This window comes from Solibacillus sp. FSL R5-0449 (assembly GCF_037975215.1).
GTDB lineage: Bacteria > Bacillota > Bacilli > Bacillales_A > Planococcaceae > Solibacillus.
Genome location: NZ_CP150239.1, coordinates 2,966,275 through 2,979,424, shown reverse-complemented (window position 1 = coordinate 2,979,424; position 13,150 = coordinate 2,966,275). Strand labels below are relative to the sequence as shown.

The 13,150-nt window shown below is 39.6% G+C and carries 13 protein-coding genes; 10 read left to right on the top strand and 3 right to left on the bottom strand.

Going from position 1 to position 13,150, the window contains the following annotated elements; translation table 11 throughout:
- The first annotated feature begins 38 nt into the window (after positions 1–38).
- From MKY27_RS14915 to MKY27_RS14905, 3 genes are all read left to right on the top strand, one after another.
- Positions 39–1,580: a GNAT family N-acetyltransferase gene (locus MKY27_RS14915; RefSeq protein WP_339196054.1), complete on the top strand. Its 1,542-nt coding sequence runs from the start codon at positions 39–41 to the stop codon at positions 1,578–1,580.
- A 134-nt stretch (positions 1,581–1,714) separates the two neighbouring features.
- Positions 1,715–2,827, top strand: a complete 1,113-nt coding sequence (locus MKY27_RS14910; RefSeq protein WP_339173530.1) for a GAF domain-containing sensor histidine kinase — start codon at positions 1,715–1,717, stop codon at positions 2,825–2,827.
- Between the two features lie 10 nt (positions 2,828–2,837).
- Positions 2,838–3,485: a response regulator transcription factor gene (locus tag MKY27_RS14905; RefSeq protein WP_339173527.1), complete on the top strand. Its 648-nt coding sequence runs from the start codon at positions 2,838–2,840 to the stop codon at positions 3,483–3,485.
- A gap of 103 nt (positions 3,486–3,588) precedes the next feature.
- On the opposite strand, the gene MKY27_RS14900 is transcribed toward MKY27_RS14905, so the two are convergent.
- A complete protein-coding gene (locus MKY27_RS14900; protein ID WP_339199749.1) occupies positions 3,589–4,899 on the bottom strand; it encodes a hemolysin family protein in 1,311 nt (436 codons plus the stop codon).
- Between the two features lie 418 nt (positions 4,900–5,317).
- Positions 5,318–5,527 carry a YheE family protein gene (locus MKY27_RS14895; RefSeq protein WP_339173522.1) on the bottom strand — a complete coding sequence of 70 codons (210 nt, stop codon included), beginning with the start codon at positions 5,525–5,527 and terminating at the stop codon, positions 5,318–5,320.
- A gap of 108 nt (positions 5,528–5,635) precedes the next feature.
- On the opposite strand from MKY27_RS14895, the gene MKY27_RS14890 reads away from it, so the two are divergent.
- The 7 genes from MKY27_RS14890 (at position 5,636) to MKY27_RS14860 (ending at position 11,798) form a co-directional block, all read left to right on the top strand.
- Entirely contained in the window at positions 5,636–6,781 is a 1,146-nt protein-coding gene (locus MKY27_RS14890; protein WP_339196052.1) for a DUF445 family protein, read from the top strand.
- Between the two features lie 22 nt (positions 6,782–6,803).
- Entirely contained in the window at positions 6,804–7,148 is a 345-nt protein-coding gene (locus MKY27_RS14885; protein WP_339196051.1) for a YlbF family regulator, read from the top strand.
- A gap of 169 nt (positions 7,149–7,317) precedes the next feature.
- On the top strand, positions 7,318–8,820 hold the full coding sequence (locus MKY27_RS14880) for a coproporphyrinogen III oxidase (RefSeq protein ID WP_339196050.1): 1,503 nt from the start codon (positions 7,318–7,320) through the stop codon (positions 8,818–8,820).
- A 141-nt stretch (positions 8,821–8,961) separates the two neighbouring features.
- A complete protein-coding gene (locus MKY27_RS14875) occupies positions 8,962–10,170 on the top strand; it encodes an MBL fold metallo-hydrolase (protein ID WP_339196048.1) in 1,209 nt (402 codons plus the stop codon).
- A complete protein-coding gene (locus tag MKY27_RS14870) occupies positions 10,157–10,402 on the top strand; it encodes a DUF3006 domain-containing protein (protein ID WP_339173512.1) in 246 nt (81 codons plus the stop codon). Before MKY27_RS14875 ends, MKY27_RS14870 begins: the two co-directional genes overlap by 14 nt.
- Positions 10,403–10,525: 123 nt before the next feature.
- Positions 10,526–11,314, top strand: coding sequence for an HAD family hydrolase (locus MKY27_RS14865; RefSeq protein WP_339196046.1), 789 nt, complete (start codon positions 10,526–10,528; stop codon positions 11,312–11,314).
- A gap of 109 nt (positions 11,315–11,423) precedes the next feature.
- A complete protein-coding gene (locus tag MKY27_RS14860; protein WP_339196044.1) occupies positions 11,424–11,798 on the top strand; it encodes a DNA polymerase III subunit delta in 375 nt (124 codons plus the stop codon).
- Positions 11,799–11,830: 32 nt separating this feature from the next.
- Here the strand turns inward: MKY27_RS14860 and MKY27_RS14855 are convergent, their stop codons facing one another.
- Positions 11,831–13,084 (bottom strand): polysaccharide deacetylase family protein, encoded by a 1,254-nt coding sequence (locus MKY27_RS14855; protein ID WP_339196042.1) that lies wholly within the window; start codon positions 13,082–13,084, stop codon positions 11,831–11,833.
- Between the last annotated feature and the right edge of the window lie 66 nt (positions 13,085–13,150).

Below are 13,150 nucleotides of genomic sequence, written 5' to 3'. Positions count from 1 at the left end.
TATTAAAAGGAAAGTTAAATACGGAGGGGGAGTTAAGTATGACAGATTCATTAGATATGTCCAAATTTGAAAAACCAATGATTATCCGAAATATGACACTAGAGGATATTGACTCGATATTAGAAATTCAGCGTATATGTTTTCCGGGCATGGAGCCTTGGGAACGAGCGCATTTATACAGCCATTTATCCATTTTTCCAGAAGGACAAATGGTAGCGGAGCTTGATGGAAAAGTAATTGGTTCCTGCTCGAGCCTGCGCATAAACTTTGATGAATACGATGACCGCCATACATGGAACGATATTACCGACAACGGCTTTATTACTAACCATAATCCGGATGGTTATAATCTGTACGGAATTGAAGTAATGGTGCACCCGGCTTATCGTCGTATGAAAGTCGGTCAAAGGCTATATGAAGCGCGGAAAGATCTCGCACGAACACTTAATCTGAAATCGATCATTATTGGCGGCCGTATTCCAAACTATCATGTCCATTCGGATGAAATGAGTCCACGTGATTATGTGGATGCGGTAAGTCGCCATAAAATATATGACCCGGTGCTGACATTCCAAATGATGAACGGCTTTATTTTAATGCGTATTAATCCAAACTATTTACCGGATGATACAGCTTCAGGCAAATATGCGACATTAATGGAATGGAACAACGTGGATTATAGACCGCTGACAAAGCGTCACTTCAAGACGAGCTATCCAGTGCGTATTTGTGTTGTGCAATATATGATGCGTGCAATCGATTCCTTCGAGGATTTTGCGAAGCAGTGTGAATACTTTGTGGATGTCGGATCTGATGCAGGATCGGATTTTGTTGTCTTTCCGGAAATTTTCACAACCCAGCTGATGAGTTTCCTAAATGAGAAATCTCCGTCACAGGCTGTTCGTAAATTGACGAAATATACACCGGAATATATCGAACTGTTTACGAGTCTGGCGGTCCGCTATAATGTCAACATTATCGGCGGTTCGCATTTTGTTGAGGAAGAAGACGAGGAAATCTACAATATCGCTTACTTATTCAGACGTGACGGGACAATTGAAAAACAATATAAAATTCACATTACACCAAACGAACGTTTATGGTGGGGCATCAGTAACGGAGATAAAGTCCGCGTATTCGATACGGACTGCGGCAAGATTGCCATTCAGATTTGCTATGATATCGAGTTTCCTGAACTTGCACGCATTGCGACAGATATGGGAGCGAATATTATTTTCACACCGTTTTGTACAGAAGACCGCCAAGGCTATTTACGTGTGCGCTATTGTGCACAGGCACGTGCGGTTGAAAACCAGATTTATACGGTCATTTCCGGAACGGTCGGTAACTTGCCTGAAACGGAAAATATGGATATCCAGTATGCGCAATCAGGCATCTTCGCACCAAGCGATTTTGAGTTTGCAAGGGATGGCATCGTAGGAGAAACGAGCCCGAACCTGGAGATGGTATTGATCGGGGATGTCGATCTTGAAATATTGAGAAGACAACGCCAAGACGGTACCGTAAAGCATCTTAAAGACAGACGCCATGACGTATACCGCGTGGAATATTTAAAATAATTTACACCGAAATTCTGCTATTGTAAAAAATAGCAGGATTTTTTTCATTCAAAAGTATGAGAGGGATAGCGGTGCGCTCTATTTAATTGAAATGGTATGATAGAGAAAAGTGAAGTTGCAAAGGAAGAGCCAGTATGACAAAAGACCAATCTAATATTGCCATATTAAAAGAAATTGCGGAGCTGTTAAACGAGGAAACAGAAATGATTCCGATGCTGAATGGGGCACTGTCCAAATTTTTAAGCGGTACGAAATTTGAGACAGGCTGGATTTTCTTTATCGATGAAAAAGGGAAATCGGAGCTTGTCGTGAAACAGGACTTGCCGGATGCGCTGAGCCATAACAATTGCCACTATTTAAAGAAGGGCGGTTGCTGGTGTGTATCCCGTTTCCGTAATGAAGAATTAAAAAAAGCTTCGAATATTATTGAATGCCAGCGCATAGAAAGTGCCATCGCCGCAAATGTAGGCGACCATAACGAAATTACCCACCATGCGACAGTACCGTTGCAGTCGGGGCAGGAGCGCTTCGGCTTGCTGAATGTTGCTTCCAGAAATACGGTACGCTTTTCCGATGAAGAGCTGGATTTACTTGAATCGGTTGCTTTTCAGATGGGTTCTGCGATTAAACGTATTTACTTAACGAATGAACAGCAGGAAATCGCGCTTGTTCAAGAACGTAACCGTTTAGCACGTGATTTACATGATTCTGTCAATCAGCTGCTTTTTTCAGTGACACTGACGGCCCGTGCTGGAGTAGAGATGAGCAACGAGCAGGACATTAAAGAAACATTTAAGGATATTCAGCAGCTTACACAGGAGGCTTTGACGGAAATGCGTGCACTCATTTGGCAGCTCCGTCCGAAAGGTTTGGAAAGCGGACTCATTGAAGCGATTAAAGTGTATGCAGAAATGCTGAGCCTTAAATTAACGGTCAATGTTACCGGTGTTATTCAATTTCCTTCCAGAATAGAGGAAACGCTTTTCCGAATTACTCAGGAAGCATTGAACAATGTACGAAAACATGCGGGTGTAAAGAGTGTGGAAATATATATCAACGTGACTCCTACCGATGTATTACTTGTTGTTAATGATTCAGGCCATGGCTTTAATGTGGAGGCGCATCGTCGTATACCGTCAATCGGCATGCAATCGATTATCGACAGAGCGCATTCTGTTGGAGGAACGGCAGATTGGGTAAGTGAAATTGGAAAAGGGACAGAATTGCTTGTCCGTTTACCATACTAGGGGGGATTTGATGATACGGGTACTAATAGCAGATGACCATCATGTAGTAAGACGAGGCTTGTTATTCTTTTTAAAAACTCAAAAGGATATTGAAGTTGTAGGAGAAGCGAAAAACGGATTAGAAGCAGTAGAGCTTGTTGAACAACTTTCTCCTGATATTGTTTTAATGGACCTCGTCATGCCTGAGATGGATGGTATTCAGGCGACAAAGAAAATAAAAAACAGCTGGCCGGATATTAAAATCCTGATGCTGACAAGTTTTTCGGATAAAGACCATGTGCTGCCGGCAATGGATGCCGGGGCTTCAGGCTATCAGCTAAAAGATATTGAACCGGATGATTTGGTCGAATCAATCCGTCAGATTATGCGCGGCGAAAATACGATCCATCCGGAAGCGACTACGCAATTAGAAGAAGGGCTGCGTGAAGATGAAAACAAGCCCCATATTTTAAATCCACTGACACCGAGAGAACAGGACGTATTGGCAGAACTGACAAAGGGCAAAAGTAACAGGGAAATCGCATCTTCATTATATGTAACGGAAAAAACGGTTAAAACCCATATATCGAATATTTTTGCGAAGCTTCATGTACAGGATCGTACGCAGGCTGCTTTATATGCAGTAAAACATAATTTAACCGAATCGAATGAAAGCTAAATGAGGATGAAGCTGTTTCTGTTGAACCAGGTCATTTCATCCGGTAAATTAAAAACCTCACTTTTTCTCCGTTGAAGGAAAAAAGGTGAGGTTTTTGTATTGATTATAGAATTTCCTCGTCTGTCTTTTCAGACGGCGGAAGTTTTGTTACTTCAATATACAAAATGTGGTGACCGTCCAGTTCGGTTACTTTGAACCTGTAACCTTCTGATTCAATGATATCGCCTTCTTGAACATCAAAGCGTTGTGTCATGAACCAGCCGCCGATTGTATCGATATCTTCATCTTCAATCGTTGTACCTAAAATATCATTCATTTCCTGCAATAACATTTTAGCGTCAAAGATGTAGTGGTCTTCAGCGATTTCCTGAATTTCCGGAATTTCATCTTCATCGAATTCATCTTGAATATCACCGATAATTTCTTCGATAATATCTTCAATTGTTACTAAACCGGAAGTACCACCGTATTCATCCATTAAAATTGCCATGTGAATACGTTCGTTTTGAATTTTTAATAATAAGTCACTGATAGGTATTGTTTCGATTACTCGAATCACTGGTTGCATATAATCATCAACAAGCTTGTCGCCATTTGCGGCATCTTTAATATAGGCTGTTAATAAATGCTTCATGTTAACAAGACCGATGACATGGTCTTTGTCCCCATCTGTAACAGGGTATCGTGTATATTGTTCAATACCCATTACTTCAAATACTTCGCGAATCGTTTGACCTCTTTCAATACTGGTAATTTCAGTACGAGGTACCATTATCTCCTTCGCAATTCGATCAGAAAACTCAAAAATACTATTAACATATTCGTATTCCGAGTGGTTAATTTCCCCACCTTTAAAGCTGTCTGATAAAATCATGCGAAGCTCTTCTTCAGAGTGTGCTTCTTCAGATTCAGAAACCATTTTCAAGCCGAATGCTCCTGTTAATGCACGTGCCGAACCATTTAAGGCGCGGATGAAAGGATACATAATGTTATGGAACAGAATTAAAAAACCGGAAAGCTTTAATGTTACGGCTTCTGCTTTTTGAATAGCGAGAGTTTTTGGTGCTAATTCCCCTACGACAACGTGGATAAATGTTACGAGTGAGAAGGCAACAATAAATGAAAGAACAGTTGTGACATTACCACTTAAGTTAAAAAACTCAAATACTGGATGAAGAATTATTTCGAAAGTCGGTTCTCCGAGCCATCCGAGTCCTAATGCCGTAATCGTAATTCCGAGCTGACAAGCAGATAAATACTCATCGAGGTTTGAAATTACCTTTTTTGCCCGTATCGCAGATTTATTTCCTTCTGCAACGAGCTGATCGATTTTTGTCGTTCTTACTTTAACTATTGCAAACTCAGTTGCAACAAAAAATGCCGTAGCGGCAATTAAGATAGCAAATGCTATCAACCTAATGGTTAGTTCGATTCCTATGTCTACGTCCAACTATATTCCCTATTTGCGGCGCAAATGAGCGTGGCAAATAAAGAGTACACCTCCTAAAAAAATTTTAATACTACAATCATAAAATATTTACGTAAAAAAAACAATTTATGAATTTGAAAATTGAGGAAAAAATTTGGAAGTGGGATTTGATGTCTACAGGCAGAAAAATGAATGGTTTACCAGATGTGGATAAATTGATAGAAAATTGAAATTTCAATAGATTTATGCTACTGTAAAATGGTAGATAATGATAATTTAGTAGGCAGATTAATTAGCAAACGCCAGCAACTATAATTTTCTGCAGCCAGCTATTAAATTATGATTAACTCGAAACGCGCATAAAAATGGGAGCATCGAAAATTCGACTGCTCCCATTTCTTTTTTATTCGTAAACGTGAAAGAGCATTAACTCGTGAATCATTTTCTCAAGCTGCTCTTTCTGTTCTTCAGCAGGACTTTCCCCGATGAATTTGATGCTTCCATCTTTATAATATTCCGCAACATAACGTTTCTGCTCATAGAAAAAACGGATGGACCACCCCGGTATTTGACTGTTTTCAAATAATGGCTTATAGCTAAAATGTTGAATCATGAAACTTCCCTCCCATTTTTATCGTACAAGAAAGTAGTACATTGTTGCAATTTTTCTTTTTTGAATTTAATAATAGAACATACACATGATGAAGAAAGAGTGAGCAAAATGGGAGAATTTATTTCGCTAATATTCCTGCTTGGTGTTGTAGGTGCTGTCGTTGGTGCGGCGACAAACTATATGGCAATCAAAATGCTGTTCAGACCATATAAGCCGATCTATTTTAAAAAATGGAAACTGCCGCTAACGCCTGGTCTGATTCCGAAACGCCGTGAGGATTTAGCGATTCAGTTAGGAAAAACCGTTTCGGAATATTTACTGACACCCGAAACAATTAAGAAAAAGTTTTTATCAAAGGAAATACGTGAAAATGTATTAACCTTTGCACAAAATAAAGTGACGCAAGAAATATTTACTAACGAAAAAACGATAAATGATTGGATTCATTTGGCGGGCTTCACACAATTACCGCAAACAGTGGAAGGAAAAGTGGATGAACTTATTCACGTACAATTCCATAATGTAAAAAATACGTTATCAACAAAATCGATTCGTGAATTGTTACCGGACGATTTGGAGCCTGTGCTGGACCAGAAAATCGGTGAGGCTGTCGTACAGATACTGCAAAAAGGCGAAGATTATTTTATGTCGCCGGAAGGTACGATGACAATCAAAAACATGCTGGATGACTTTTTATCGACAAAAGGTTCATTTGGCGGAATGATTCAAATGTTTTTAGGAGACTCGACATCACTCGTTGATAAAGTACAGCGCGAGCTTATAAAGTTTTTAAAAGCGCCAGGAACAGCTGCACTTTTGCATCGGATTTTTACAACCGAATGGGAAAAAATTAAAAATCGTCCGGCAATGGACTTTATGAATGATGTAAACTTTGATACGATTGAAACGAGTATCCAAAGCTATGCAAAAAATGCACTGGCATTGGAGGCACGCCTGGATAAAACGGTTAATGACTATTGGCCACAAGGAAAAGACTGGGCTACAAATGATCTGCTACCTAAAATGATGGATAAAACATTTATCGCAGCAGAAGGAAAAATCGAAGATGTACTGAAGCGATTGAATTTAGCCGAAGTCGTTCGAGAGCAGGTAGATTCTTTCCCTATCGCCAAATTAGAAGAGCTTGTATTAGGTATTATTAGTAAAGAGCTGAAATTAATCACATGGCTGGGCGGCATTATTGGTGGTCTTGTCGGGATCATTCAAGCGTTAATCGTCTTTTTGACGAACTAAAAAGAGAAAGTAGGAATATTACATGATTAATATTTACGAAGATATTAATAAACTTGAAGCAACATTCCGCAAGACTGATGAGTTTCAAAATTTAAAGAATGCAGTGGAAACTGTACGTGCAGACGAGGAAGCGAAAGTATTATTCACAAACTTCCGCGATGTTCAGTTAAAAATGCAGGCAAAACAAAATGCTGGTGAAGATATTACAGAAGAAGAATATGTATTCTTGCAAAAAACAGCACAGCTGGCACAGCAAAATGCTAAAATTATTGGTATGCTGGAAGCGGAAATGGCATTAAGTGAGGTCATTCAAGAAGTAAACCGCATCATTACACAACCAATCCAGGCTTTATATGACGGACTATAAGGTTCAGGGGGTCACACGATTGTGTGGCTCTTTTTTTATTTTGATAATATGGAGGGCAGTTTTCCGAAGTAAATTTACTAACATTAAACATGTTTTTTTTCTTCTACCTTAATATTTGTTACAATGAGATAGATTTTTTATTTATTACAATAAGAAGGTAGAGAATAACATGAAAACGATTCATATTAATGAGCAATTCAAGGAAGACTGGACACGTGTTCTTAATCATATAGCCAATTTATTTTACGAGGATTCCGTTATCCAAATCGATCAGGACGGTTCGGATATGTCGATTGAATTCAATAAATCGATTGCTGAAAATTTTACGATTGCCACATTTGCCAAGCTGAAAGTCGATGGGCATGAATATACGAGCGACTATTCGATTAAGTATGCAACAGAAGGAACGGAAAAAGAGCAAAATATCCGAATGAAGCGTGCATTGTCACATGTCATGCTGGATGTACTTGAACAATATTCCGGTATGACTCAGCAGTGGGGGATTTTAACAGGAGTCCGTCCGACAAAGCTATATCATAAATACCGTAAAGCCGGTATGAACGATGAGCAAATTGCCGCGGTACTAAAAGAGGATTACCGGATTTCGGATCAGAAAATCGCATTGATGAAAGCGATTGTTGAGCGACAACTTACTGTGATTCCGGATCTGGACGAGCTTGGAAAGGAAATTTCAATTTATATTGGGGTTCCGTTTTGTCCGACAATGTGTGCGTATTGTACATTCCCGGCCTATGCGATCCAATCAAATCGTAAAGCAGGGCGCGTAGAGAAATTTATCGATGGTCTGCATATTGAACTGCGTGAAATGGGCAAATGGCTGACAGAAAAAAATATGCGTATTACTTCGATCTACTGGGGCGGGGGCACACCGACTTCAATCGAGGCACATGAAATGGATGCATTATATAAAACGATGTTCGATGCTTTCCCGAACCCGGAGTCCATTCGTGAAATTACGGTAGAAGCAGGGCGTCCGGATACAATTACTCCCGAGAAAATCGAAGTGTTGAAAAAATGGGGCATTGACCGTATTTCAGTTAACCCGCAAAGCTATACGCAAGAAACATTAAAAGCAATTGGGCGCCACCATACTGTTGAAGAAACAGTAGAGAAGTTTTGGCTTTCACGCAATTCCGGTATGAATAATATCAATATGGATTTGATTATCGGCTTGCCGAATGAAGGTATTGAAGAATTCGAGCATTCATTGGCGGAATCCGCAAAAATGCAGCCTGAAAGTTTAACGGTGCATACACTCAGCTTCAAGCGCGCATCGGAAATGACACGAAACAAAGATAAGTATAAAGTAGCCGACCGTGATACGGTAGGGAAAATGATGCAGATGGCAACAGAATGGACAGCTGAAAACGGCTATGTTCCATATTACTTATACCGCCAGAAAAATATTTTAGGAAACTTGGAAAACGTCGGTTATTGTAAACCGGAAGAAGAGTCGATCTACAATATTGTCATTATGGAAGAAGTGCAAACAATTTTAGGTATCGGCTGCGGAGCTTCCTCGAAGTTCGTGCATCCAACGACCGGCAAAATTACACAGTTCCACAACCCGAAAGATCCGGCAGCATATATCCTGACATTTGAAGAATCAATCGCCAAGAAAATCGCCATTTTAGATGAGCTATATTCTTAATTTGATGACCTTTAAATATCGACAAATAGCACAGCCAAACTATTGGCATGTGCTATTTGGTTTTTCTGCGAAGGGGAGATTTTTATAATGAGATCAACTTGTGTAAACTAGTAAGAGAGTAAAAGAAAAGGATTTGTTGCAATGAAAAAATTAATAGGACTGTTTATGTTCACGTTGCTGTTCGTGGCAGGATGTACAGAAACAGCCGAAGAAACATACGAAGAAACATACGAAGAACCACTAAAAGAAATGGCCGTCCACTTTATTGATGTAGGACAGGGGGATTCCATTTTCATCGAAGCACCAAACGGGAAAACGATGCTGATTGACGGAGGCGTAAAGGGTGCCGGTAAGGAAGTTGTCGCCTATTTAAAAGCACAGGGAGTCAACCGGCTGGATTATGTAGTCGCTACACACCCGGATGCCGATCATATCGGCGGACTGATTTCAGTGCTGAATTCCATTTCCATAAAGGAATTTATCGATTCCGGAAAAGTACATACGTCTCAAACATATGAAGAAATGCTAAGCCTCATTCAAGCGAAAAATATTAAGTTTACGATCCCTGAAGCAGGCGATGAAATTCAGCTTGAAGACAATCTTACTGTAGATGTACTTGCTGCAGACGAATCGGCTTCTGATAATAATGACGCTTCCATCGTACTGCGCGCGGAGTACCAAAATATTTCGTTTTTACTTATGGGAGATGCCGATCACGGGGTAGAGCAGGAGCTTTTACAAAAAGGAACCGATGTACAGGCAACTATTTTAAAAGCAGGCCATCACGGATCGAATACGAGCAGTTCGCCAAAATTTGTAGAAGCGGTGAGTCCGCTAGTTACTATATTAAGCTATGGTCAGGACAATAAATACGGTCACCCGCATGCAGAAGTAATTGATATACTGAAAAACGTAAACAGTGAAATATATAGTACTGCAGAAGCCGGAACGATTGTAATTACTACAGATGGGGTAATATATGACATAGATGCACAGCAGTGGACAGGTATCGGGGCAACGAATTCGATACCGTTACCAGCCTCAACAAAGAGCAGTAAAGTCGAACTGATCAGTAAAGATGTGCATGAAGAAATTGTTGTCATCCAGAACAATAGTAATCAAGCGGTTAATTTGGAAGGCTGGGAATTAATATCCGTTGAAGGTGATCAAGTATTTAGTTTCCCGGATATTATTTTAACACCAGGTAAAAAGCTTTCGATTACAAGTGGTCCCAATGCAAAAACAGGTGCGGGGACACTCGAATGGACAAAAAGACAGATCTGGCTGAACAGCGGTGATGCAGCTCAATTAGTCAATGCGAAAGGGGAAGTTGTAAGTGAACTACAATAAATATACACTAGACCGATTTGATGGAGATTATGCGATTTTTTTAAAACGCCCGGAAGAAACGGAGCAACTTCTGATCCATCATACTGAAATTCCATCAGAACTTAAAGAAGGCGATATCGTAAATATTATGGATGATGGTTTTGATTATAAGATTGAGTTGCTGAAAGAAGAAACTGAAAATCAAAAAGCGCGTGTCAACAATCTGTTACAGCAATTAAGAAACAAGGAATAACAGGCGTTTATCTCGAAAATGCATCTATACTGGAAAATTTAGAAAAATCAAAAAGTATCAGAAATTGTACGCTTTAGTATGGTAAAATATATGGGTACATATATTAATTTTAGGAGCGTAACAATGGCTATCAAAACAATAATTTTCGATTTAGATGATACTTTATTATTCGATCAACATTCAGTGAAAACGGCATTTGAAAAGACATGTGACTATGCAGCGACTAAAAAAAGCGTCGACGCAAAAGATTTGGAAGAAGCGGTAAGATCTGCAGCGCGAAGTCTTTATGAAAGTTATCCTACATATGACTACACGGTCTTAATCGGCATTAACCCGTTTGAAGGTCTTTGGGGAACATTTGATGATCCGACACCACAATTTCAGCAGATGAAAGAAATTGTCCCTGCATACCGTACTGAAGCTTGGACAAAAGGGTTGGCGGCTGTCGGGATTGAAGATGCCGCATTAGGCGCAGAACTTGGGGAGCGTTTCGTAGAAGAGCGTAAAAAAGCACCATTTTTCTATGAGGATACATTTGCTGTATTAGATGAATTAAAAGGGAAATACGAGCTTGTGCTATTAACGAATGGTGCACCAAGTTTACAAAATTTAAAGTTGGAGATAACTCCGGAGATTGTCCCGTATTTTGACCATATTGTGATTTCGGGTGATTTCGGTAAAGGGAAACCGGATGCTTCCATTTTCGAGTATGTTATGGAAAAAGCGCAGGTTACGAAAGATGAAGCCATCATGGTCGGCGATAATTTAATGACCGATATTTTAGGCTCTTCGCGTGTCGGTATGCGCAACGTTTGGATTAACCGCGAAAGCAAACCGTATAATCCGGAAATTGTACCAACATATGAAGTAACATCTCTTACAGAATTTTTACAGTTAGTGAAAACATTATAAACTAGTAGACGCACTTTACTTTAAGTAAGTGCGTTTTTGATTTAAAAGAATGAATTTTCTAAAAATTCATGTTATAATAGTTGTATGAAGGGATGAAAGAGGTTTTTCTATGGTAACTAATAATGGATGTCGCTGTGAAAACTGCGGCCGCACAAACAATTCAGTTCAGATCAATCCGGTAACGGTTGACCATCATACAGCATACCTTTGTTTGGCATGTGAACATGTGCTACATTTACCTGAAAACAAAAATCGATTTTTCAGCCTTGTACGCAGCAAAAACAGAAGACAGGCCAATCCGGAAATGCAAGGAGCACACCGTATCCTGTCTGCATTTATTGCGGTTGGAGTCTTATTTTTCGTTGCGATTGCAGCATTCGGAGTTGCGCAAAGTACGGATATTGTGACATTGCCACAATTTGAAGCTGAATCTATTTTAATAAATGAGCAATTAACGTTTTTACAATTAAGAGCATTTAATTAAGGACCTGGAGAAACATTCACAGGTCCTTTTATTTATTTTCCCAACAGTTCGGAAACAGTCACAAATTCATACCCCTGTTTTTGAAGTGTAGCCAACACCTCATCCAATGCATCGGCAGTTGTTTGGTGAATGTCATGCATCAATATGATACTCCCATTTTTTGCATGTTCTTTTACTGCTTGCACCGTTTTCTTCGGATCACGGTGCTTCCAGTCAAGTGTATCTATTGTCCACAGTACGTTCGGGACATTTAATTGGTCAGTAATCGTTTTATCATAGCTTCCATACGGCGGGCGGAAAACGGTTGCCCGTTGACCGATCGTCGATTTTATAAGTGTATCGGTTGCCTGGATTTGCTGCTTTATTTCCTTAGTGGATAATGCTGTCAGTTTTTCATGATTAAATGTATGGTTGCCTATCTCATGGCCCGCATTATACACGGCCTTTAAAATTTCAGGATGTTCCTTCACCTCTTGCCCCACAACAAAAAATGTCGCTTTTGCCTCATACTTCTCCAAAGTTTTTAAAATTTGTTTTGTCACTTTCGGATGGGGACCATCATCGAATGTTAAGGCAATTTTCTTATCTTTTGCTGGTTTTGGGTTGGCGGGTTTTTCTTTTACAACAGGGGGTGTAACGAGTCCATTCGTCAGTACATAGCCTGATAATTTATCTGTTGTTACAAACGCCCAACCTTTTAAATTTGTCAGCATTTTAACAGGGCTGTTTTTGCGTAACACACCAATTTCCGTACTCGAGGAGCTGGCAATCTCTCTTACAACTAAATCGTTTGAATTTTTGACAATCATTGCTTTCGAAACAGGTTTTACAATTGCCTGCTTATTGACAAAACCGGCAATACGTCCGTATTTTACAAAAACAAAGTCGGCAGTTGCAGATCCGTAAAGCTCTACTATTGTATTTAAATGAAGTTTTCCTTTAATATCGCTCTCTTCGTTATTCGTCACATGTACAAGCGGCTCTTCTTTTGCTTGTACAAGCATATATTGAGGGGGTGCAGACTTTAAATATTCACTTGGAATATAGCCTATCACTGTTTTATATTGAATTTCAGCCCATCCATCGGCTTCTGAAAGTACGATAACGGGTGATGCTTTTGACAGTGTTATCATTTTTTGCTCTAAAGTTTCATCAAATACCCCGGTCTCTAAAGTTGTAATTTTAATTGTGGCTGAAGGGGCAGCTGCATGGACACGCTCGTTATTAACTACGGAAACACCAACGATACAGAAAACAGTTAATAAGAAATAAAGTATTTTTTTCAACTAAACTCTCCTTTTAGTAAAAAGTGAGCGAATAGAGTGAATGGCTGGTGGGAATCGGGTAGAGGT

Coding starts and splice junctions, on each gene's coding strand:
- MKY27_RS14880 (WP_339196050.1), top strand. CDS start 7,318: ATGAAAACGATTCATATTAATGAGCAATTCAAGGAAGACTGGACACGT.
- MKY27_RS14885 (WP_339196051.1), top strand. CDS start 6,804: ATGATTAATATTTACGAAGATATTAATAAACTTGAAGCAACATTCCGC.
- MKY27_RS14865 (WP_339196046.1), top strand. CDS start 10,526: ATGGCTATCAAAACAATAATTTTCGATTTAGATGATACTTTATTATTC.
- MKY27_RS14905 (WP_339173527.1), top strand. CDS start 2,838: ATGATACGGGTACTAATAGCAGATGACCATCATGTAGTAAGACGAGGC.
- MKY27_RS14910 (WP_339173530.1), top strand. CDS start 1,715: ATGACAAAAGACCAATCTAATATTGCCATATTAAAAGAAATTGCGGAG.
- MKY27_RS14875 (WP_339196048.1), top strand. CDS start 8,962: ATGAAAAAATTAATAGGACTGTTTATGTTCACGTTGCTGTTCGTGGCA.
- MKY27_RS14915 (WP_339196054.1), top strand. CDS start 39: ATGACAGATTCATTAGATATGTCCAAATTTGAAAAACCAATGATTATC.
- MKY27_RS14860 (WP_339196044.1), top strand. CDS start 11,424: ATGGTAACTAATAATGGATGTCGCTGTGAAAACTGCGGCCGCACAAAC.
- MKY27_RS14890 (WP_339196052.1), top strand. CDS start 5,636: ATGGGAGAATTTATTTCGCTAATATTCCTGCTTGGTGTTGTAGGTGCT.
- MKY27_RS14895 (WP_339173522.1), bottom strand. CDS start 5,527: ATGATTCAACATTTTAGCTATAAGCCATTATTTGAAAACAGTCAAATA.